The organism is Kitasatospora sp. NPDC001095, assembly GCF_053598615.1.
This window is the reverse complement of the sequence record NZ_JBSFKQ010000064.1, coordinates 1-20,147: the sequence shown is the minus strand read 5'-3', so window position 1 is coordinate 20,147 and position 20,147 is coordinate 1. Positions and strand designations below refer to the sequence as shown.

The following is a 20,147-nucleotide window of genomic DNA, read 5'->3' as shown; positions in this document are numbered from 1 at the left end:
GGCGGCCGGCTCAGCCCTTGCGGCGGCGGCCCTTGGCCGACTTGGCGGCCTTGCGGCGCTCGGCGCGGGTCAGCCCGTCGCCCTCGTCCTCCGGCGCGAGGTCCTCGAAGTCGCCCTCGATGACACCGCCGCCGACCTCGTCCGAGGGGGCCGTGTAGTGCAGCCGCTGCGGCTTCGGGGCCTCCAGGCCCTTGGCCTTGATCTCCGGGCGGGCGGCGTCCTTCTCCAGCTTGTCGAGCACCACCTGGGCGTCCTCGACCGGGACCTCCTCGACCTGCTGCTCGACCTGGACCTCCAGGTTGAACAGGTAGCCGACGGACTCCTCCTTGATGCCCTCCATCATCGCGGTGAACATGTCGAAGCCCTCGCGCTGGTACTCGACCAGCGGGTCGCGCTGCGCCATGGCCCGCAGGCCGATGCCCTCCTGGAGGTAGTCCATCTCGTAGAGGTGCTCGCGCCAACGGCGGTCCAGCACCGACAGCACGACCCGGCGCTCCAGCTCGCGCATGATCTCCTCGCCCAGCTGGTCCTCGCGGGCGCCGTACTGCGCCTGGATGTCCTCCTGGATGGACTTGATCAGGAACTCGGGGCTCAGCCCGGCCCGGCCGCCGGCCTCTTCCTCCAGCTCGTCCAGGTCCAGGGTGATCGGGTAGAGCTGCTTGAGCGCCGTCCAGAGCTTGTCCAGGTCCCAGTCGTCCTCGTAGCCCTCGCCGGTGGCCGCGCGGACGTACGCCTCGACGGTGTCGTCCATGAAGTGGCCGACCTGCTCCTGGAGGTCCTCGCCCTCCAGCACCCGGCGGCGCTCGCCGTAGATGACCTCGCGCTGACGGTTGAGCACCTCGTCGTACTTGAGGACGTTCTTGCGGATCTCGAAGTTCTGCTGCTCGACCTGGGTCTGCGCGGAGGCGATGGCGCGGGTGACCATCTTGGACTCGATCGGCACGTCCTCGGGCACGTTCGCCATCGAGAGCACGCGCTCGACCATGCCGGCCTTGAACAGGCGCATCAGGTCGTCGCCCAGCGACAGGTAGAAGCGGGACTCGCCCGGGTCGCCCTGACGGCCGGAGCGGCCGCGCAGCTGGTTGTCGATCCGGCGGGACTCGTGCCGCTCGGTGCCGAGGACGTAGAGGCCGCCCGCCTCCTTGACCTCCTCCTGCTCGGCCTTCACCGAGGCCTTGGCCTTCTCCAGCGCGGCCGGGAAGGCGGCCTCGTACTCCTCCGGGGTGTCCGTCGGGGTCAGCCCCCGCTGCGCCAGCTCGGCGGCGGCCAGGTGGTCGGCGTTGCCGCCCAGCATGATGTCGGTGCCGCGGCCGGCCATGTTGGTGGCGACGGTGACGGCGCCCTTGCGGCCGGCCTGCGCGACGATCTGCGCCTCGCGCTCGTGGTGCTTGGCGTTCAGCACCTCGTGCGGGATGCCGCGCTTGCGCAGCTCCTGCGACAGGTACTCGGACTTCTCGACCGACACGGTGCCGACCAGCACCGGCTGGCCCTTCTCGTGCTTCTCGGCGATGTCCTCGACCACGGCGGCGAACTTGGCCGGCTCCGACTTGTAGATCAGGTCGGGCTGGTCGATGCGCAGCGGCGTCTTGTTGGTCGGGATCGGCACCACGCCGAGCTTGTAGATCTGGTGGAACTCGGCGGCCTCGGTGGTGCCGGTACCGGTCATGCCCGCGAGCTTGTCGTACAGGCGGAAGAAGTTCTGCAGGGTGATGGTGGCCAGGGTCTGGTTCTCGTTCTGGACCTCCACCCCCTCCTTGGCCTCGATCGCCTGGTGCATGCCCTCGTTGTAGCGGCGCCCGGCCAGGATGCGGCCGGTGTGCTCGTCGACGATCATGACCTCGCCGTTCATCACGACGTAGTCCTTGTCCCGCTTGTACAGCTCCTTCGCCTTGATGGCGTTGTTCAGGAAGCCGACCAGCGGGGTGTTCACCGACTCGTAGAGGTTGTCGATGCCCAGGTAGTCCTCGACCCGGGTGACGCCCTCCTCGAGGATGCCGACGGTGCGCTTCTTCTCGTCGACCTCGTAGTCGCGATCGATCTTCAGGCGCAGCACCAGCTTGGCGAAGTCGGCGTACCACTTGGTCGCCTGGTCCGCCGGGCCGGAGATGATCAGCGGGGTGCGGGCCTCGTCGATCAGGATCGAGTCGACCTCGTCGACGACCGCGAAGTTGTGGCCGCGCTGGACGAGTTCGTCCTGCGACCAGGCCATGTTGTCGCGCAGGTAGTCGAAGCCGAACTCGTTGTTGGTGCCGTACGTGATGTCCATCCCGTACTGCCGCTTGCGCTCGGCGGGCGTCATGCTGCCCAGGATCACGCCGACTTCGAGGCCCAGGAAGCGGTGCACCCGGCCCATCCACTCCGAGTCGCGCTCGGCGAGGTAGTCGTTGACGGTGATCAGGTGGACGCCCTTGCCGGTCAGCGCGTTCAGGTACGCGGGCAGGGTGCCGACGAGGGTCTTGCCCTCACCGGTGCGCATCTCGGCGACGTAGCCGTAGTGCAGGGCCGCGCCGCCCATCAGCTGGACGTCGTAGTGGCGCTGGCCGAGCACGCGCTTGGCGGCCTCACGGACGGTGGCGAACGCCTCGGGGAGGATGTCGTCCAGGCTCTCGCCGTCCGCGAGCCGCTGCTTGTACTCGTCGGTCAGTGCGCGCAGCTCGGCGTCGGTGAGGTTGACGAAGTCCTCTTCGATGGAGTTGACCTGGGCGGCAATCCGCTGCAGCTTGCGAAGGATCTTGCCCTCGCCGGCGCGCAGGATCTTGTCGAAGACGGACACGTGAGCGGGCTCCTTGCCTGTATTGGCACTGGACGACTGCACGGCGGGTCCACCCCACCGCACGGGCCATCGTATGCGAGGAGTCCAACCCCCCGGGAGGTGCGTCAGCACGGTATTCCCGTGTCACCCCCGCGAGCACATGGCCAGATAGCACCGTCCACCGGGACAAAACGGTCGGCGGGTCGGAGAGTTGGCCGCCCGCGGGACCGGCCGGATATTCGGATGCCCGCTTTCCGGCACCGTCGAATAATCCGTTCATGGAAGAAACCGGCACCGAAGCTGTCACCCTCACCACCGAGCGGCTCGTCCTGCGGGCCCCGCGGGAATCCGACATCGACGCGGTCTTCGCCGCCTGCCAGGATCCCGAGATCCAGCGCTGGACGGTCGTCCCGTCGCCGTACCGGCGCGAGGACGCGGAGTTCTTCGTGCGCGATCTCGCGATCGACGGCTGGCGCACCGGAGCGCACCGGGTCTGGTGCGTGTTCGAGCGCGAGTCCGGCGCTCTGGTCGGCGCCCAGGGCCTCGTCCTGCGCCCCCAGGACCCGGGCTGCGCCGAGATCGGCTGGTGGGCCGTGAAGGAGTTCCGCGGCCGCGGCTACACCACCGAGGCCGCCCGCACCATCTCCCGCTTCGGCCTGCGGGAGCTCGGCCTGCGCCGTCTGGAGTGGGTGGCCTACGTCGGCAACGAGGGCTCCCGCGCGGTCGCCGAGAAGGTCGGCTACCGCTTCGAGGGCACCCTGCGCTCGTACGCGGAGCAGCGCGGCGTCTTCCACGACTCCTGGATCGCCTCCCTGCTGCCCTCCGATCTGGACTGAGCCCGCGGCCCCCGCCCCTCGGCCCGATCCGGGCCCGCGTTGTCAGTGGCCCGGGCTACGCTCGCCGGCATGACCGCCGCCCCCCGCCCCGCCCCCGTCGCCGTCCTCAGCGCGGACGACGCCCGCCGGATCGCCCTGCGCGCCCAAGGCCTGTTGGGCGCGCCCGACCGCCGCGGCGGGGTGCGCGGGGTGCTGCGGCACCTGGGCGCCGTCCAGCTGGACACCATCTCGGTGCTGGCCCGCTCGCACGAACTGATTCCGTACGCCCGGCTCGGCGCGGTCGGCCGCCCGGCCGTCGAGGCGGCGTACTGGGGCGGCGGCACGACCTTCGAGTACTGGTCGCACGCGGCCTGCATCCTGCCGGTCGAGGAGTGGCCGCTGTTCGCCTTCCGGCGCCGCCGCTACCGCGACCGCGGCCACCTCTGGGGCGGCCGGGTCGAGCCCGGGACGTACCGCGCCGTGCTCGACAAGCTGCGGGCCGAGGGGCCGTTGACCTCCACCGAGCTGGGCGGCGCCAAGAAGACGGCCGAGTGGTGGGACTGGTCCGACACCAAGATCGCGGTCGAGCGGGCGCTGGCCTTCGGCGAGGTGGTCTGCACCGAGCGCCGGAGCTGGAAGCGGATCTACGCACTGGCCGAACAGGCCGTCCCGGACGCCCTGTTCGGGCAGGACAGGTCGGACGAGGAGTGTGTGCGCACCCTGGCCGCCCAGGCCGGCGCCGCCCTCGGCGTGGCCACCCGGGCCGATCTGCTGGACTACCACCGGCTGCGCGCCGAGCAGTTGGACCCGGTGCTCGCCGACTGCGGGCTCGTCCCGGTCGAGGTGGCCGGCTGGGGCCCGGACGGCGCCCCGGCCCCGGCCTGGGCCGACCCGGCCGCCCTCGCCACCGCCCCGCGCGGGCGCCACCGCACCACGCTGCTCTCGCCGTTCGACTCGCTGGTCTGGGACCGCCCCCGCACCGAGCGGATCTTCGGCATGACGCACCGGCTGGAGGCCTACACGCCCAAGCACAAGCGGGTGCACGGCTACTTCGCGATGCCGCTGCTGACCGGCGGCCGGCTGGTCGGCCGGGTCGACCCGACCCGCGAGGGGCGCACCCTGGTCGCCCGGCAGGTCTCGCTGGACGGCCGCGGGAGCGGCGCCCGACACCTCGAGGCGCTCGCGGCGGCCCTGCGCGAGGCGGCCTCCTGGGTCGGCTGCGACGAGGTGCGGGTCGGGGCGCTGCACGACGAGCGGCTGCGCCCCGCCCTGGAGAAGCTGCTGGCGGACCGCTAGGACCACCAAGACCACCAAGACCGCCAGGACTGCCAGGGGCACCCCCAAATCCCGCCCGGCTCACCCTATTTCGAGGATCTTCTCCCGCATCGCGTACACCACGGCCTCCATCCGGGAGTGCAGCTGGAGCTTCTCCAGGATGTTGCGGACGTGGTTCTTCACGGTGTTCTCGCTGATGAACAGCTCCTTGGCGATCTCCCGGTTGTTCATGCCGGTGGCCACCAGCTTGAGCACCTCCAGCTCCCGGTCGGTGAGCCGGGGCGCGGGCACCAGGTCCCGGTCGTCGGAGCGGCGCTGGATCATCGACTTGAACTCGGTGAGCAGCTTGGAGGCCATCGAGGGGCTGATCTGCGACTGCCCGTCGGCGACCGCGCGGATCGCGGTGGCGACCTCGTCGGTGGAGATCTCCTTGAGCAGGTAGCCGGTGGCCCCGGCCTTGATCGCCTCGTAGAGGTCGGCCTCCTCGTCGCTTATCGTCAACATGATGATCTTGGTGCTGGGTGCCACGTCCTTGATCGCCGTACAGGCCTCGATCCCGCTGCGGCGCGGCATCCGGACGTCCATGAGGATGATGTCGGGCAGCAGGTCGGCGGCCTTCAGCACGGCCTCCGCGCCGTCCCCCGCCTCGCCGACGACCTTGATGTCCGGCTCCTCCGCGAGGACGATCTCCAGTCCCCGGCGGAACAGCGCGTGGTCGTCCACCACCAACACGCGGATCGGCTCACCCCGGTGCGGCTCGTACGCGGGCTCGTCCTCCGCCCCCGGCGGCAGCCCTGGCCCGACCCCGGGCCCCAGCCCGAAGTGATCCCCCATCCGCTCCTCCCCCTTCGCGGGTCGTCGTGCGCCAATCATTCCACGCTCCGACACCGCCACGGTCACCCTCCGATGCCGATTCCCCCGCATCGGGTGACCCCTGCGCCCGGGACGCGGCCCCGTTCGCGACGCCCCTCCCCGGACGCCGGACCGCCACTCCCCCGAACGCCGGTGACCCCGGCGGCCACGGCCGCCGGGGTCACCCTCCATCGCTCCTCGGACGGTCAGTCCTCCTCGTCGGACCCGCCGATCGCCCCGCCCGCCCCGCCACCCGGCCCGGCCGCGAGGTCGGTCTGCAGGTGGATGACGCCGTAGTGGTAACCGTGCCGGCGGTAGACCACGCTCGGCAGGCCGCTGTCCTTCTCCACGAAGAGGTAGAAGTCGTGGCCGACCAGCTCCATCTCGTAGAGCGCCTGGTCCAGCGCCATGGGGGCGGCCGGGTGCGTCTTCTCCCGGACCACCAGCGGGCCTTCGCCCTCCACTTCCAGGGATCCCATCATGGTCTTGCGGACGGCGCCGTTCGTCGCGCCCTCCGGCGCCGTCGTGGCCGGCAGCGCGGCCAGGGCCGCGGTCGCCTCGGCGACGCTGATCGGGGTGCGGCCGTTCGCGCCGCCCTTGTGCACCCGACGCCGGTCCGCGGACTTGCGCAGCTGCGCGTCGAGCTTCGCCGAGGCCAGGTCGAGCGCCGCGTACGGGTCAGCGGCGGCGGCTTCGGCCCGGATGACGGGGCCGCGGCTGCGGAGAGTGATCTCCACCCGATCGGAGCGGTCGGCCTGCCGCGGGTTGTGCTCCTTGGACACCTCGACGTCGAGGCTGATGGCCTTGGCGTCGAACTTCTGGACCTTCTCCAGCTTCTCGGCCACGTGCTCGCGGAACCTCTTGGGCACCTCGGTCTTGCGGCCCTTGACGACGATGTCCACGCAGAACTCCGATCCCTCGTGCTGACGCCGATCCGGGTGCTACCGGACCGGGCTGAGACCCAGCTGGACCAGCCCATCCACTGCCGGCCCCCCGCCCCCGCCGCCAGCGGCGGGAAACGACTGGCCCTCACCTCACTTCCTCCCCACCAGGGACGGTTGAAACCCCCTGGGCCTTATCGAACACCTCACACGGGTTTTTCGCCTCCTCAGCCGATAAGGAGGGTATGACCCGATAATGCGGTCGGGCGGTCAAGCTGGTTCACCCTGTCTACCCTCTGGCGAATGAAGTATGGGTAAATACCTGGACAACGCCCCCCATACGGCGCATCGTGTGCTGACTCTCCGTGTCTGCCGCCGCCAGGAGCAGCCGTGCCGCCGTCCCCCGCCCCCGCCCGTCCACCGTCCGCCCAAGGGCCGTTCGGCCACGCACTGGCCGGGCTGCTGGACATCCTGCTGCCCGCGGACTGCGCCGGCTGCGGCAGCGAACGCACCCAGCTCTGCCCGGCCTGCCGGCGCGCGCTGGCCACCGCCCGGCCCGTCCCCACCCCACTGCCCTGGACGCACGCGGCCGCGCCGTACACCGACCCGGTCCGTCAGTTGCTGCTCGCCCACAAGGAGCGCGGCGCGCTACGGCTGGCCGGGCCGCTGGGCGAGGCCCTCGGCCGGGCGGTGTGCTCCGCCCTGGGCGCTCGGGCCGGGGCCGCTCCGCTGCTGCTGGTCCCGATGCCCTCGGCGCGCTCGGCCGTCCGCGCCCGCGGGCACGATCCGACGCTGCGGCTGGCCGGGGCGGCCGCCCGCTCGCTGCGCCGGTCCGGCCTGGACGTCCGGGCCGCCCCGCTGCTGCGGCACGCCCGGCCGGTGGCCGACCAGACCGGGCTGAACGCGGCCGAACGGCGCCGCAACCTCCACGGCGCGCTCACCGTGCTGCCGCGCGTCCGGACCTGGCCGACGGGCCTGGCCGGCCGTCACCCGGTGCTGGTGGACGACCTGGTGACCACCGGTGCCAGCCTCGCCGAGGCCGCCCGGGCACTGGCCGACGCCGGGCTGCCGGCCCGGGCCGGCGCCACGGTCGCGGCCACCGTGCACCCGGCGGGCTGACCACCGCCGCGGCCGCGGCCTGCCCGGGCGAGCCGACGGCCCCTCCCGGACGCGCCGTCAGCAGGGCGGCGCGTCATCAGCCCGCGCGCGCCGTCAGCCCGCGTAGAGGAAGGACCGGGGCTTGTCGATCAGCGAGGCTTCCCGCCACTGGTGGTTGACCAGGCGGAAGGCCTTGAGCTCGCTCGGCTTCCCGTCCGTCTGCTTGACCTCGCCCATCGCGAGCACCGGCGGCGTCTGGGTCAGGCTGTCCGCCCGGGACTCCGAGGCCGCGACGGTCTGCATGGTCTCGGCGCTCTGCAGCTGGGTGTCCGTGCTCTGCGAGCCGTCGGTGCTGATGTAGTACAGCTGCTGGGTCCGGTCGGCCTCCTTGCCGAGCACCACCAGCTGGTCGGCCTCCGCCCAGGACACCGAGGCGACGTCGGTGAGCGTCGGTGCGGCCTGGCGCAGCCCGGTGATCTTCACGGTGGGCGCCTGCGGGGTGCCGCCGTGCACCACGAGTCCGAACCGCAGCGAGCGGCTGGTCACCCCCGGGGTCTTGACCACCAGGGCGACCCGGACACCGTCCGAGGCGATCTTCATCCCCTGCACGGTCTGCCCGGTCAGCAGCCCCTCGACCGGCACGGTGTACGACTTGGCGCCGCGCACCATCACCACCCGGGGCCCCTGCTTGTTGCGGTCCACCACCCAGAGGTCGCCGCGGCCGTCCCAGCTGGGCGAGGCGAAGCCGTCCTCCTTGTCGCCGCCCTTGGCCGGCGAGGTGAGCACCGGCTCGCCCATGGCCACCGTGCTGTCCGACAGCGGCAGCGAGTAGACCTGGTGGCCGTCCTCGCTGATCGCCGCGGCCTGGGTGCCGCTGCGGCTGACCGCGAAGGCGCCGAGCGGCGGCTTGGTGTTCGACTGCGGCTTGCCGAGGATGCCGCGGACCGGGTCCCCGGGGCGTCCCTCGTCAGTCGCCACCAGGGCGCCGTCGGCACGCTGGTAGTACTGCGTCGCGGACGACGGCCCGACCAGGGCACCGGGGCCGACGAGCGGCTCCTCGCCGCGGCGGACGGTGCAGGAACCGCGCTGCCCCTTCAGCTCCAGCTTGTCGAGGCCCTTGCCCTGGTCGGCGAGGGTGTAGAAGAGCTGGTTCGCCATCCGCCGGCAGGCCGTCGCCTCGCCGAGGTCGGTCGAGCCGAGCTGCACGTGGGCGGTCTTGCTGTCGTCGATGGTCACCCGCTCGACCCGGACACCGCTCGGGAACGCCGTCCGGACCGCCTGCGAGAGCCACGTCGAGGGCCCGTCGGCCACCGCCTGGGCCGCCGAGGTCAGCGGGTCCGTCCGGCGCCGCAGGTAGATCGGGTCGGCGACCAGCACCTCCTGGCCGGCGTTCCCGCTGGCCGCCGCCGACGGGTCCGGCGTGGTGTAGAAGAACCGCTCGACCTGCCGGAAGCTGTTCCGGAAATTGGTCTCGTTCATGATCACGCCGGGCGGCAGCTTGTCGATCCGCCACTCGCCGTCCTTCCGGACGAAGGTGAAGGGCGACGAGACGTTGTTCTGCCCGGTGACCAGCTCGAACGAGTGCTTCTCGTCGACACCGGCGACCAGCTGCCCGGTCACCGACGCCGAGACCGTGTCCGCGTCGGTGACGTCCGGGACGTCCGGGATGGTCGTGGACGAGAGCACCCGGAGCTCCGCCTCCGGCTTCCACTCCGCGGCGGCGCTCTCGGTGAGGTACTTGCGCGCGGTGTCGTACCCCTCGTCGGCGGTCACCGCGTCCAGGAACCCGGTCAGCAACTCGCGCGGCTTGGCGCCCTTCCCGGGCGCCACCGGGTAGACCCGGGCCTGGAGGTTCTTGTCCGCCGAGCCCTGGGACAGCTCCACCTTGGTGATGCCGCCGGAATCCGGCATCGCCGCGCAGCCGCTCGCCACCAGGGCGCCGAGCAGCCCGCCGACCGCCGCGAGGAGCCGCGGCTCAGTCCTGTTGCTCGTCCCTCGCACGCTGCGACCCCTCCGCGTCCCTCGTCCCGCCCGTCACGTCCGACTCCGCCGTCCGCTGCGCCACCGACGGCCGTCCGGCCGTCGGGTCCACCATGACCTGGGCCCCGGTGGCCCCGTACCCGGCGGCCGTCCGTACGTCCGAGGGGTCCGAACGCGGCCCCTCGGGCAGCCGGCTCCGGCCCAGCCCGGGGCCGATGTTCAGCACCCCGCCGAGCCCGCTGCCGAGGCCGCCGCCCGCGCTCTCCGGCGTCTCCGCCTGCTCGTCGACGGCGGCCGACGCCGTGGCCCCGGACGGGCTGATCGCCCGCCGGTACGGCGTGCCCTGCGCGCCCAGCCCCCGGTTGTTGCGGGAGTCCTCCGGCTCCAGCCGGAACGGCGCCCGGGTGATCTCGCCACCGCGGGTGCGCGGCAGGGTGAGCCTGAAGTGCGAGCCGCCACCGGGCTCGCCCCAGGCCTGGAGCCAGCCGCCGTGCAGGTGGGCGTCCTCGACGGCGATCGACAGGCCGAGGCCGGTGCCGCCGGTGGTCCGCACCCGGGACGGGTCGGCCCGCCAGAAGCGGTGGAACACCCGGGACGCCTCGCCCGGTTTGAGGCCGATGCCGTAGTCGCGCACGCCGACCGCGACCGCGCCGTCCGCCGAGCCCAGCCGGACCACCACGTCGCGGCCCTCGCCGTGCTCCAGCGCGTTGACCACCAGGTTGCGCAGGATCCGCTCGATCCGGCGGGAGTCCACCTCGGCCAGCACCGGCTCGCCGTCGCCGCGGATCACCACGGCGCTGCCCTTGGCCTGCGCCAGCGGGTCGGCGGCCTCGACCACCCGGGCGACGATCTCACGCAGGTCGACCGGCTCGGCGTCCAGGATCGCGGCGCCCGCGTCGAAGCGACTGATCTCCAGCAGGTCGGCGAGCAGCGACTCGAAGCGGTCCAGCTGGCCCTGCAGCAGCTCCGCCGAGCGGGCCGCCATCGGGTCCAGGTCCTCGCGGCTGTCGTAGATGAGGTCCGCGGCCATCCGGACCGTGGTCAGCGGGGTGCGCAGTTCGTGCGAGACGTCCGAGACGAACCGCCGCTGCACCCTGGACAGCTCCTCCAGCTGGCGGATCTGCGCCTGGAGGGCGTTGGCCATCCGGTTGAAGGACTCCCCGAGGCGGGCGATGTCGTCCGTCCCGGTGACCTTCATCCGCTCCTCCAGGTGCCCGTCGGCGAGCCGCTCGGAGATCCCGGCGGCCATCCGGACCGGGGTGACCACCTGGCGCACCACGACCCAGGCGATGCCGCCCATCAGGATCACCACGAACACCCCGGCGGTGGCCAGGGTGCCGGTGACCAGGTTGAGGGTGTCGGTCTCCTGGCCGAAGGAGAACACGTAGAACATCTGGTACGGCGTCCCGGCCGGGCCGTCGAACTGCATGCCGAGGGCCAGCCCGGGCTCGGACTTGACGTCGCTCCCGGGCGATCGGTAGATCCGGGTCGGCTGGTCGAACATCTGGTTGGGCTCGGCGAGCAGCTTGGCCCGCAGGGAGTCCGGGATGCTGCTGGGCTGGATGTCGCCCGAGTAGCGCGGCGCGAAGCCCGCGGTGTCGGGGACGACGGCACCGGTGCCGGGGGCCATCGCGATCACGGAGTAGACCGTCTGCCCGCTCCCGGCCAGGTCGTTGACCTGCCGCAGCAGCCAGGTGCCGACCTCGCTGACCGTCGGGTCGGCGGTGCCCCGCAGCTTCTGGTCGTTGGCCTCGTCGATCTTCTTCTGCTCGACCTGGAAGCCGATCCGGGCCTGCGCGCGGGCGGCGTCCGTCTTGGTGCCGAGCAGGCCGTTGCGCACCTGCGCCACCACGACCACGCCCAGCACCACGACGACCGCGATGGACGCCAGCAGGGACACCGCGACCACGCGCAGCTGGATCGACCGGCGGTACAGCGCGGCCACCCGGTGCGTGGGGCGGCGCAGCTGACGCCTCACCAGTGCGGCCACCGCGGAAGGGCCCCGTCGGCGGCGGGTGGTCGAACTCAGCACGTCACCGCGCACCGCGCCGGCCCCGTCGGTCGCGGAACCCGACGGGGTGTCGTCTGCCCGGTCCGTCACGTCAGCTGGGTCCGGCCTTGTAGCCGACGCCACGGACGGTCACCACGATCTCGGGGCGCTCCGGGTCCTTCTCGATCTTGGACCGCAGTCGCTGCACGTGGACGTTGACCAGGCGGGTGTCCGCCGCGTGGCGGTAGCCCCAGACCTGCTCCAGCAGCACCTCGCGGGTGAACACCTGCCAGGGCTTGCGGGCCAGTGCGACCAGCAGGTCGAACTCCAGCGGGGTCAGCGGGATGCCCCGGCCGTCCCGCTTCACCGAGTGGCCGGCCACGTCGATCACCAGGTCGCCGATGGTCAGCTGCTCGGGCGTGGGCTCCTCGGCGCGGCGCAGCCGGGCGCGCACCCGGGCCACCAGCTCCTTGGGCTTGAACGGCTTGGTGACGTAGTCGTCGGCGCCCGACTCCAGGCCCACCACGACGTCGACCGTGTCGGTCTTCGCGGTCAGCATCACGATCGGGATGCCGGACTCCGCCCGGATCTGTCGGCACACGTCGATGCCGTCCCGGCCGGGCAGCATCAGGTCGAGCAGGACGAGGTCGGGCTTGGTCTCCCGGAACGCTGCTAGCGCCCTGTCCCCATCCGCGACGAAAAACGGCTCAAAACCCTCACCACGCAGCACGATGCCGAGCATCTCGGCCAGTGCGGAGTCGTCATCAACGACGAGGACGCGTCCCTTCATGCGTCCATCTTCTCATTACCGGATTGTGACCTGCCGCACAGCAGTGCCAATGCTCCAGAACGGCCAACTCCCCCACCGGTGCATTCCGGCCATACCGGGCGAATGTGCCCGCCGGGACCGCCCGCGGCCCCTTGCCGACCCCGCCCGCGGCCCACACCCGGCAGGGCGCGGAGGACCGTTGCCGATCAGCAACCGGATCGCCATGGGGCCGAATTCCGGCCCCATGGCACGATGGGCGCTGCGCGCGGACGGAAGATCCGTTCGCAGTCGCGCCCGTGACGCCCTCCGAGGAGCAGTGATGACCGACACCCCGGGCTGGGCCTCGCCCAGCTCGTCCGAGCCGCCCCGCGACGACGCCCGGCCCCCGGCCGACGCGCCCGCCGCCGTGCCCGGGCCGTCGGCACCACCGCAGGCCACCCCCGGCTGGACCGGCCCGGCCGGCGCCCCCGGACCGCAGTGGGGGCAGCAGTGGGGGCAGCAGCCTCCCGGCGGCCACCGCCCGTACGGCTGGGGCGCCCCGGCCGGCCCCAAGCCCGGCGTCATCCCGCTGCGCCCGCTGAGCTTCGGCGAGCTGCTGGACGGTGCCGTCACCACCGTGCGCCGGCACTGGCGCACCGCGCTCGCGCTCTCGCTCGGCTTCGCCGTGGTCGCCCAGGCCGGCAACGTCCTGGTCAACCTGCTGGTCAAGGGCAAGACCGGCGAGGCCACCCAGAGCCTGCGACTGCTGGTCGGCCTGCCGCTGGAACTGCTGCTCAACGTGATCGCCACCGCGCTGCTCACCATCGTGGTCAGCCGCGCCGTCCTCGGCCGGTCGGTGACCGCCGGGGAGGCCTGGCGCGACGCCCGTCCCCGGCTGCTGCAGCTGCTCGGGCTGACCCTGCTGACCGCGCTGGTCGGCCCCGGCGTGACGCTGCTCGGCTTCACCCCGCTGCTCGGCTACCTCGCCGCCGGCCAGGACACCCCCGCGATCGTCGGCCTGCTCACCCTGGTCGGCCTGCTGACGGTGCCGGTCGCCGTCTGGCTCTACATGCGCTTCAGCCTCGCCGCCCCCGCCCTGATGCTGGAGAAGCAGGGCGTGCTGACGGCGCTGTCACGCTCGTGGCGCCTGGTCCGCGGCGCCTGGTGGCGGGTCCTCGGCATCAACCTGCTGGGCCACGTGCTGGCGCTCGTCGTCGCGATGGTCGTCGTGGTCCCCTTCCAGTTCCTCGGCCTGGCGCTGGGCTTCGAGAGCCTCAACGACCAGGGCCTGCCCGACAGCGCCGACCGCAGCATCGCCATGGTGCTGCTGCTCGCGGTCGCCGGGATCATCGCCGGCACCTTCACCACCCCGTTCATCGCCGCCGTCGGCGTGCTGGTCTACATCGACCAGCGGATCCGCCGAGAGGCCCTGGACATCGAGCTCGCCCGCGCGGCCGGCCTGCCCGAGCACGACGGCACCGGCCGGGGCGGACCGGGCGACCCGAGCCCGGCGAGGCGCTGAGCCGGATGCCTGACTGGGGGGAAGGGCTCCTCGCCGCGGGCGGCGCACCGGTCACCGTGCCCCGGGACCCGGCGCGCGAGGCCGCCCGCGACGAGCTGCTCGACGCGGAGTACCACAAGCACGACCCGTCCGTCCTGAAACGGATCACGGACTGGTTCTACGACCACATCGCCAGGGCGCTCGACAGCATCTCCGGCGACGGCGCCACCGGCACCACCGGACTGATCCTCTTCCTGATCGTCGCGGTGCTGATCGGCGTCGCACTCTGGTGGCGCCTCGGCGCGCCCCGCCGCGCCGCCCGCACCGTCCAGGACGTGTACGGCGCCGACGGCCCGCGCAGCGCCGACCAGTACCGGGCCGACGCCGCCGCACACGCCGCCGCCGGACGCTGGACCCAGGCCGTCCGCGAGCAGATGCGCGCCCTGGTGCGCGGCCTGGAGGAGCGCACCCTGCTCGACACCCGCCCCGGCCGCACCGCCGACGAGGCCGCCGCCGAGGCCGGCCGGGCACTGCCCGAGCACGCCGCCGCGCTGGCCGCGGCCGCCCGGACCTTCGACGACATCGCGTACGGCGAGCGCACCGCCGACCAGGACGCGTACCGGCTGCTGCACGAACTCGACCGGACGCTGGAGAACACCCGCCCGGTCCTCACCCCCGACGCCGCCGGAGCCCCCGCCCCCGCGTCGACCCCGGCCCCGGCCTCGACCCCGGGAGGAGCGGCATGACCGGCACCGTCCCCGCCCCCGAAGCCACGGTTCCCGGAACACCCGCCGACGCCCCGACCAGCCTCTCCCCCACCGCGCGCGGCCTGTGGCGCCGCTCCCGCTGGTACCTGGCCGTCCTCGCCGCCCTGCTGATCGGCGCCGCCGCCGTGTCCAGCCTCGGCGAGGACCGCCGCTACCCGCCGCTGGACCCGCGCTCGTACGACCGCGACGGCACCCACGCCGCCCTCGCCCTGCTCGAACGCCAGGGCCTCAAGGCCGAGTTCACCACCGACCCGACCACCGCCCCGGCCGGCCAGGACACCCTCGTCCTGCCCGAACCCGACCTGCTCAGCCCCGCCCAGCTGCGCGCCGTCGCCGCCGCCCGGCACCGGCGGCTGGTGCTGGTCGCCCCCGGCCCGGCCGCGCTCACCACGCTCGCCCCCGGCATCCGGCTGTCCGACGACGCGGGCGGACCGCCGTACGCCGCCGTCCGCTCCACCCCCGCCGAGTGCTCGCTCACCGAGGCCGTCCGGGCCGGCAGCGCCCAGCAGGGCGGCATGCTCTACACCAGCGGCAGCCGCGGCGAGGGCTGCTACCCGCGCGGCCACGGCTACCCGCTGGTCAGCCTCCCGGCCGCCGACGGCGACCGCGACGTCATCGTGCTCGGCAGCGGCAGCTTCCTGCACAACAGCGAACTGGCCAAGGACGGCGACGCCTCCCTCGCGCTCGGCCTGCTCGGCTCGCAGCCCCGCCTCACCTGGCACCTGCCCGACTACTCCGCCCCCGTCCCCGACGGGGCCCGCACCAGGACCTTCGAGGACTACCTGCCGAGCGGCTGGGGCTGGGCCGCCCGCCAGCTCGCCGTCGCCGCCGTGCTCGCCGCCCTCTGGCGCGGCCGTCGGCTCGGCCCGGTGGTCAGCGAGAACCTGCCCGTGGTGGTCCGCGCCGCCGAGACCACCGAGGGCCGCGCCCGCCTGTACCGCCGGGCCAAGGCCCGCGGCCGCGCCGCCGAGGCGCTGCGCCGCGCCACCGCCCACCGCCTCGCCCCCGCCCTGGGCGTCCCGCTCCGGGCCGGCGCACCCGACCCCGACGCGCTCTGCGTCGCCGTGGCCGACCGGCTGCCCGACCGGCCCGCCGGGGACGTCCGGGCCCTGCTGTACGGCCCGCCCCCGACCGACGACGCCGCGCTGCTGCGGCTCGCCGACGACCTCGACGCCCTCGAAAGGCAGGTACGGAACCCGTGACCGACCAGGCAACCGCCCAGCTGCGCTCCGTCCCCGGCACGGCACCCGCCACCCCCGCCACCGACCCGCGCGCCGCGCTGACCGCCCTGCGCGCCGAGATCGGCAAGGCCGTGGTCGGCCAGGACGCCGCCGTCACCGGCCTGGTCGTCGCCCTGCTCTGCGGCGGCCACGTGCTGCTGGAGGGCGTCCCCGGCGTCGCCAAGACGCTGCTGGTGCGCACCCTGTCCACCGCGCTCAGCCTGGAGACCAAGCGCGTCCAGTTCACCCCCGACCTGATGCCCGGCGACGTCACCGGCTCGCTCGTCTACGACGCCCGCACCGCCGAGTTCTCCTTCCAGCCCGGCCCGGTCTTCACCAACCTGCTGCTCGCGGACGAGATCAACCGCACCCCGCCGAAGACCCAGGCCGCCCTGCTGGAGGCCATGGAGGAGCACCAGGTCACCGTGGACGGCGTACCGCGCGCGCTGCCCGTCCCGTTCCTGGTCGCCGCGACCCAGAACCCGGTCGAGTACGAGGGCACCTACCCGCTGCCCGAGGCCCAGCTGGACCGCTTCCTGCTCAAGCTGATCCTGCCGCTGCCCGACCGCGACCAGGAGTTCCAGGTGCTCTCCCGGCACGCCGCCGGCTTCGACCCGCGCGACCTCGGCGCGGCCGGCGTCCGCCCGGTCGCCGGGCCCGAGCACCTCACCGCGGCCCGCGAGCAGATCGCCCGGCTGACCGTCTCCCCCGAGGTCCTCGCCTACATCGTCGACCTCTGCCGGGCCACCCGGCAGTCCCCGTCGCTGTCCATCGGCGTCTCCCCGCGCGGCGCCACCGCCCTGCTCGCCGCCTCCCGCGCCTGGGCCTGGCTGGCCGGCCGCGACTACGTCACCCCGGACGACGTCAAGGCGCTCGCCCTGCCGACCCTGCGGCACCGGGTCGCGCTGCGCGCCGAGGCCGAGATGGAGGGCGTCACCGCCGACTCCGTCATCCAGGCCGTCCTCGCCCAGACGCCCGCGCCGCGCTGACCCCGGCACACCCCGCCGCACCGCACCACCGCCCCCGTTCCGGCCCCCCGGCCGACGGACTTTCGACCCACCGGTCTCAGACCCACGGACTTCCGAAGGAGCGCACCGCATGGCCCTCACCGGGCGAACCGCCCTGCTTGCCGCACTCGGCGCGCTCGTCGTGGGCCTGCTGCTGCCGTCCTGGACCGGGATCGGCCTGGTCACCGGGGCGGTGCTGATCGCCGTCGCGGTCGACCTGGTGCTCGCCGCCCCCGTCCGCGGCCTGCGGTTCGGTCGGGGCGGCGACACCACCGTCCGGCTCGGCGAACCCGCCACCGTCGAACTGACCGTCACCAACCCCTCCGAACGCCCGCTCCGGGGCCTGGTGCGCGACGCCTGGGCCCCGTCCGCCTGGCGCCCCGGCACCGCCGAGACCGCTTCCCGGCACACCCTGGCCCTCCCCGGCGGCGAACGGCGCCGGATCACCACCGTGCTCGCCCCCACCCGCCGCGGCGACCACCACGCCCACCGGGTGACGGTCCGCTCGCTCGGCCCGCTCGGCCTGGCCGGCCGCCAGGGCTCGCACCTCGTCCCCTGGACGGTCCGCGCCCTGCCCCCGTTCACCAGCCGCAAGCACCTGCCCTCCCGGCTCGCCCGGCTGCGCGAACTCGACGGCCGCACCTCGGTGCTGACCCGCGGCCAGGGCACCGAGTTCGACTCCCTGCGCGAGTACCTGCCAGGCGACGACATCCGCTCCATCGACTGGCGGGCCAGCGCCCGCCGCGCAGCGAACACGGCCGCCGGCGCGGGGGGCCTCGCCGTCCGCACCTGGCGCCCCGAACGCGACCGGCACATCCTCGTCGTCCTCGACACCGGCCGCACCTCCGCCGGCCGGGTCGGCGACGCACCCCGCCTGGACGCCGCCCTCGACGCCGCCCTGCTGCTCACCGCCCTCGCCACCCGGGCCGGCGACCGGGTCGACCTGCTCGCCCACGACTCCCGCAAGCGCGTTGCGGTGGCCGGCAGCTCGGCCCACGAGGTGCTGCCCGCCTTCACCAACGCGATGGCCGGCCTGGAACCCGCACTCCACGAGACCGACATGCGCTCCCTGGTCGCCACCGCACTCAAGATGGCGCCACACCGCTCACTCGTCGTACTGCTCACCGGCCTCGACGCGGCCCCCGTCGAGGACGGCCTGCGCCCGCTGCTGCCGATGCTCACCAAGCGCCACGAGGTCGTCCTCGCCTCCGTCGCCGACCCCCGGCTCGACGTCCTCGCCGCCGGGCGGGGCACCCTGGAGGCGGTGTACGGCGCGGCGGCCGCCGAGCAGACCCGCGCCGACCGCCGGGCCACCGCCGAGCGCCTCACCCGCCACGGCGTCACCGTGCTGGACGCCCCGCCGGCCCGGATCGCCCCGGCCCTGGCCGACACCTACCTCGCACTGAAGGCCGCCGGGCGGCTCTGAGGGCCGCCGGGCGGCTCTGGTGGCCCCGGCAAAACCCATCAGCCCGTCCGACGTTCCTTCAGGCCCGTGTTGAGCCGGGCGGCCTGACGGGTCAGATGGTCACGCTCGGCGAGCGTGGGGGCCTTGTGCGCCGCCTCCGCGTACAACCGGGCCGCCGCCGCCAGGTCCCCGTCGCGCTCGTGGAGGTACGCCGCCACCGCCGCGTACCTCGGCAACGCCGCGTCCAGCTCCGCGAGTTCCCTCAGCCCGGCGCGCGGCCCGTCCGCCTCACCGACCGCCACCACACGGTTGAGCCGCACCACCGGACTCCCGGTCAGCCGGACGAGCTCGTCGTACCACTCGACGATCTGCACCCAGTCCGTCTCCTCGGCGGTCGGCGCGTCGGCGTGCAGCGCCGCGATGGCCGCCTGGGCCTGGAACTCGCCCAGCCGGTCCCGGGCCAGCGCCGCCTGGAGGATCCCGACGCCCTCGGCGATCAGTCCGGTGTCCCACCGGCCGCGGTCCTGCGCGGCCAGCGGCACCAGCGCACCGTCGGGCGCCGTCCGGCCGGCCCGTCGGGCGTGGTGCAGCAGCATCAGGGCCAGCAATCCGGCCACCTCGGGGTGGTCGATCACCGCCGCGAGCTGCCGGGTGAGCCGGATGGCCTCGGCCGCGAGGTCGACGTCCCCGGAGTAGCCCTCGTTGAAGACCAGGTAGAGGACCCGGAGCACGGTGGCGACGTCCCCCGGCTGATCGAACCGGACCCCGGAGACGGTGCGCTTCGCGCGGCTGATCCGCTGCGCCATGGTCGCCTCGGGCACCAGGTAGGCCCGGGCGATCTGGCGGGTGGTCAGCCCTCCCACCGCCCGCAGGGTCAGCGCCACCGCCGAGGAGGGAGTCAACGACGGGTGGGCGCACAGGAAGTAGAGCTGCAGCGTGTCGTCCACGGCGGCCGTGGGCCCGGGCTCCGGCTCCCGGTCCACCAGGTCCTCCCGGCGCCGGCGGGCGGCGTCCGACCGGGTCGCGTCCAGGAACTTGCGCCAGGCCACGGTGACCAGCCAGCCCTTGGAATCGCGCGGCTGCTCGGCGGGCCAGAGCCGCACCGCCTCGACCAGCGCCTCCTGCACGGCGTCCTCGGCCGCCGCGAAGTCTGCTCCGCGGCGGACGAGGACACCGATGACGCTCGGGGTGAGGCTTCTCAGCAGGGCCTCGTCCATCGGAGCGGTCACTCCGTGATGGTCGGCGGCATGGCCAGGAACGGCCGCAGTTCCAGCCACTCGTGGATCGGCTTGCCGCCGGCCCCGGGGGCGGCCGACAGTTCCCCGGCCAGCTCGACGGCGCGCTCGTAGCTGTCCACGTCGATCACCATCCAGCCGGCGATGAGGTCCTTGGTCTCGGCGAACGGACCGTCGGTGACCGGCGGCCGCCCCTCACCGTCGTACCGGACCCACGTCCCCTCCGGCGCGAGCGCCTGACCGTCGACGAACTCGCCGGTCTTCTCCAGCCGGTCAGCGAAGTCCTGCATGTACGTGATGTGCGCCGTGACCTCCTCCGGCGCCCACTGGTCCATCGGCACGCAGTTCACCGCGTCCGGGGCGCCCCGGTAGTGCTTCAGCAGCAGGTACCTGGCCATCGTCTTCTCCTCGGTCCTCGGAGCCGTGCGCCCCATTTGGGCCGCTTGTACCCCGGGGACGGTGCCAGGCACGGGTTCTCGACATGGTCGGCCAAGATCTTTTCGACCGTCTGCCGCCGGCTTGGCCGGGAAATGCGAAAAGCCCCTGATCCGAATGGATCAGGGGCTTTTCAGAAGAATTGTTCGGCGGCGTCCTACTCTCCCACAGGGTCCCCCCTGCAGT

At 73.5% G+C, this 20,147-nt stretch carries 16 protein-coding genes; 8 read left to right on the top strand and 8 right to left on the bottom strand.

The features are described from left to right. Window positions 1-10: 10 nt before the first annotated feature. On the bottom strand, window positions 11-2,773 hold the full coding sequence (secA, locus tag ACWDBB_RS32760) for a preprotein translocase subunit SecA (RefSeq protein ID WP_449793041.1): 2,763 nt from the start codon (window positions 2,771-2,773) through the stop codon (window positions 11-13). A 257-nt stretch (window positions 2,774-3,030) separates the two neighbouring features. Between secA and ACWDBB_RS32755 the strand changes: the two genes are divergently transcribed. Both ACWDBB_RS32755 and ACWDBB_RS32750 read left to right on the top strand, forming a co-directional pair. Further along, entirely contained in the window at window positions 3,031-3,588 is a 558-nt protein-coding gene (locus ACWDBB_RS32755; RefSeq protein WP_449793040.1) for a GNAT family N-acetyltransferase, read from the top strand. Between the two features lie 69 nt (window positions 3,589-3,657). Then, on the top strand, window positions 3,658-4,863 hold the full coding sequence (locus tag ACWDBB_RS32750) for a winged helix-turn-helix domain-containing protein (protein WP_449793039.1): 1,206 nt from the start codon (window positions 3,658-3,660) through the stop codon (window positions 4,861-4,863). A 60-nt stretch (window positions 4,864-4,923) separates the two neighbouring features. Here the strand turns inward: ACWDBB_RS32750 and ACWDBB_RS32745 are convergent, their stop codons facing one another. Continuing rightward, entirely contained in the window at window positions 4,924-5,676 is a 753-nt protein-coding gene (locus tag ACWDBB_RS32745) for a response regulator (RefSeq protein WP_449793038.1), read from the bottom strand. Window positions 5,677-5,900: 224 nt separating this feature from the next. Next, complete coding sequence (gene hpf, locus ACWDBB_RS32740; protein WP_449793037.1) at window positions 5,901-6,596, bottom strand: ribosome hibernation-promoting factor, HPF/YfiA family; 696 nt, start codon at window positions 6,594-6,596, stop codon at window positions 5,901-5,903. Window positions 6,597-6,965: 369 nt separating this feature from the next. Here hpf and ACWDBB_RS32735 point away from each other — a divergent pair, with 369 nt between their 5' ends. After that, window positions 6,966-7,694 carry a ComF family protein gene (locus tag ACWDBB_RS32735; protein WP_449793036.1) on the top strand — a complete coding sequence of 243 codons (729 nt, stop codon included), beginning with the start codon at window positions 6,966-6,968 and terminating at the stop codon, window positions 7,692-7,694. Between the two features lie 93 nt (window positions 7,695-7,787). On the opposite strand, the gene ACWDBB_RS32730 is transcribed toward ACWDBB_RS32735, so the two are convergent. From ACWDBB_RS32730 to mtrA, 3 genes are all read right to left on the bottom strand, one after another. Continuing rightward, entirely contained in the window at window positions 7,788-9,674 is a 1,887-nt protein-coding gene (locus ACWDBB_RS32730) for an LpqB family beta-propeller domain-containing protein (protein ID WP_449793035.1), read from the bottom strand. Continuing rightward, window positions 9,649-11,685: an MtrAB system histidine kinase MtrB gene (mtrB, locus tag ACWDBB_RS32725; RefSeq protein ID WP_449793054.1), complete on the bottom strand. Its 2,037-nt coding sequence runs from the start codon at window positions 11,683-11,685 to the stop codon at window positions 9,649-9,651. Before mtrB ends, ACWDBB_RS32730 begins: the two co-directional genes overlap by 26 nt. 70 nt (window positions 11,686-11,755) lie before the next feature. Beyond that, a complete protein-coding gene (gene mtrA / locus ACWDBB_RS32720; RefSeq protein ID WP_030247322.1) occupies window positions 11,756-12,433 on the bottom strand; it encodes an MtrAB system response regulator MtrA in 678 nt (225 codons plus the stop codon). A gap of 298 nt (window positions 12,434-12,731) precedes the next feature. Between mtrA and ACWDBB_RS32715 the strand changes: the two genes are divergently transcribed. From ACWDBB_RS32715 to ACWDBB_RS32695, 5 genes are all read left to right on the top strand, one after another. Next, on the top strand, window positions 12,732-13,913 hold the full coding sequence (locus ACWDBB_RS32715; protein WP_449793034.1) for a glycerophosphoryl diester phosphodiesterase membrane domain-containing protein: 1,182 nt from the start codon (window positions 12,732-12,734) through the stop codon (window positions 13,911-13,913). Window positions 13,914-13,918: 5 nt separating this feature from the next. After that, window positions 13,919-14,638 (top strand): DUF4129 domain-containing protein, encoded by a 720-nt coding sequence (locus tag ACWDBB_RS32710; RefSeq protein ID WP_449793033.1) that lies wholly within the window; start codon window positions 13,919-13,921, stop codon window positions 14,636-14,638. Then, the gene (locus ACWDBB_RS32705) at window positions 14,635-15,861 is read left to right on the top strand and encodes a DUF4350 domain-containing protein (RefSeq protein ID WP_449793032.1); all 1,227 of its coding nucleotides are present in this window, start codon (window positions 14,635-14,637) and stop codon (window positions 15,859-15,861) included. Before ACWDBB_RS32710 ends, ACWDBB_RS32705 begins: the two co-directional genes overlap by 4 nt. After that, window positions 15,858-16,868: an AAA family ATPase gene (locus ACWDBB_RS32700; RefSeq protein WP_449793031.1), complete on the top strand. Its 1,011-nt coding sequence runs from the start codon at window positions 15,858-15,860 to the stop codon at window positions 16,866-16,868. Before ACWDBB_RS32705 ends, ACWDBB_RS32700 begins: the two co-directional genes overlap by 4 nt. A gap of 109 nt (window positions 16,869-16,977) precedes the next feature. Beyond that, entirely contained in the window at window positions 16,978-18,312 is a 1,335-nt protein-coding gene (locus tag ACWDBB_RS32695; RefSeq protein ID WP_449793030.1) for a DUF58 domain-containing protein, read from the top strand. Between the two features lie 38 nt (window positions 18,313-18,350). Here ACWDBB_RS32695 and ACWDBB_RS32690 read toward each other — a convergent pair whose 3' ends face one another. Continuing rightward, window positions 18,351-19,508, bottom strand: a complete 1,158-nt coding sequence (locus ACWDBB_RS32690) for an RNA polymerase sigma factor (RefSeq protein WP_449793053.1) — start codon at window positions 19,506-19,508, stop codon at window positions 18,351-18,353. A gap of 8 nt (window positions 19,509-19,516) precedes the next feature. Further along, window positions 19,517-19,924, bottom strand: a complete 408-nt coding sequence (locus tag ACWDBB_RS32685; protein ID WP_449793029.1) for a YciI family protein — start codon at window positions 19,922-19,924, stop codon at window positions 19,517-19,519. Window positions 19,925-20,147: the final 223 nt, after the last annotated feature.

Coding starts and splice junctions, on each gene's coding strand:
- ACWDBB_RS32705 (WP_449793032.1), top strand. CDS start 14,635: ATGACCGGCACCGTCCCCGCCCCCGAAGCCACGGTTCCCGGAACACCC.
- ACWDBB_RS32745 (WP_449793038.1), bottom strand. CDS start 5,676: ATGGGGGATCACTTCGGGCTGGGGCCCGGGGTCGGGCCAGGGCTGCCG.
- ACWDBB_RS32695 (WP_449793030.1), top strand. CDS start 16,978: ATGGCCCTCACCGGGCGAACCGCCCTGCTTGCCGCACTCGGCGCGCTC.
- ACWDBB_RS32690 (WP_449793053.1), bottom strand. CDS start 19,508: ATGGACGAGGCCCTGCTGAGAAGCCTCACCCCGAGCGTCATCGGTGTC.
- mtrA (WP_030247322.1), bottom strand. CDS start 12,433: ATGAAGGGACGCGTCCTCGTCGTTGATGACGACTCCGCACTGGCCGAG.
- ACWDBB_RS32755 (WP_449793040.1), top strand. CDS start 3,031: ATGGAAGAAACCGGCACCGAAGCTGTCACCCTCACCACCGAGCGGCTC.
- ACWDBB_RS32710 (WP_449793033.1), top strand. CDS start 13,919: ATGCCTGACTGGGGGGAAGGGCTCCTCGCCGCGGGCGGCGCACCGGTC.
- ACWDBB_RS32685 (WP_449793029.1), bottom strand. CDS start 19,924: ATGGCCAGGTACCTGCTGCTGAAGCACTACCGGGGCGCCCCGGACGCG.
- ACWDBB_RS32715 (WP_449793034.1), top strand. CDS start 12,732: ATGACCGACACCCCGGGCTGGGCCTCGCCCAGCTCGTCCGAGCCGCCC.
- ACWDBB_RS32750 (WP_449793039.1), top strand. CDS start 3,658: ATGACCGCCGCCCCCCGCCCCGCCCCCGTCGCCGTCCTCAGCGCGGAC.